We start from the raw sequence: 774 nt of genomic DNA on the forward strand, positions 1-774 counted from the left end.
TCACACCACGAGAGTTTACAACACCCGAAGCCGGTGGGGTAACCCGCAAGGGAGCCAGCCGTCGAAGGTGGGGTAGATGATTGGGGTGAAGTCGTAACAAGGTAGCCGTATCGGAAGGTGCGGCTGGATCACCTCCTTTCTAAGGAGCCCTTCGGGGCAATACGTAAGTCCGTGGTTTTATCGCTCGAGTTCAGTTTTGAAGGAGAAATCCTTCACGTACCGCACGAACGCGTTTCTAGCGAAACGCTAACGCTTGCGGCACGTCCGAGACGATCTTCGATCGCTCGGTAGCAATACCGGTTTGGTGATAATGGCGGAAGGGTTCCACGCGTACCCATCTCGAACACGACCGTTAAGCCTTCCAGCGCCGATGGTACTTGGACCGCAGGGTCCTGGGAGAGTAGGACGTCGCCAAGCCGGTCTTGATTCCTTCACTGGAATTGAGATCAAGCCAGCGAGACTGGCCATATCATACGGGCCTTTAGCTCAGCTGGTTAGAGCGCACCCCTGATAAGGGTGAGGTCGGTGGTTCGAGTCCACTAAGGCCCACCACCAAGCTTCAATTGAATACTTCCCATGGGGACTTAGCTCAGCTGGGAGAGCACCTGCCTTGCACGCAGGGGGTCAACGGTTCGATCCCGTTAGTCTCCACCATCTTTACTTCTCCGCACAGCCTGCTTGTCAGATGGGCGGAGGGCAGAACTTGTTCTTTGAAAACCGGATAGCGAAACGAAAATGCGCAAATTAGAAATTCTCTACAATGCCTTGTGTGGC

2 tRNA genes and 2 rRNA genes (1 of these 4 running past the window's edge) are annotated in these 774 nt (G+C 54.5%); all 4 read left to right on the forward strand.

Going from position 1 to position 774, the window contains the following annotated elements:
• Positions 1 to 139: ribosomal RNA gene (locus ACFSR7_RS21490) — 16S ribosomal RNA — on the forward strand (its annotated part extends 532 nt beyond the left edge of the window); the annotation flags it as partial.
• 161 nt (positions 140 to 300) lie between these two features.
• A 5S ribosomal RNA gene (gene rrf, locus ACFSR7_RS21495) occupies positions 301 to 417 on the forward strand.
• A 58-nt stretch (positions 418 to 475) separates the two neighbouring features.
• A tRNA-Ile gene (locus ACFSR7_RS21500) sits at positions 476 to 552 on the forward strand.
• Positions 553 to 578: 26 nt separating this feature from the next.
• Positions 579 to 654 (forward strand) — tRNA-Ala (locus ACFSR7_RS21505).
• The last annotated feature ends 120 nt before the right edge of the window (positions 655 to 774 follow it).

This window comes from Cohnella sp. GCM10020058 (assembly GCF_042683485.1).
GTDB lineage: Bacteria > Bacillota > Bacilli > Paenibacillales > Paenibacillaceae > Cohnella.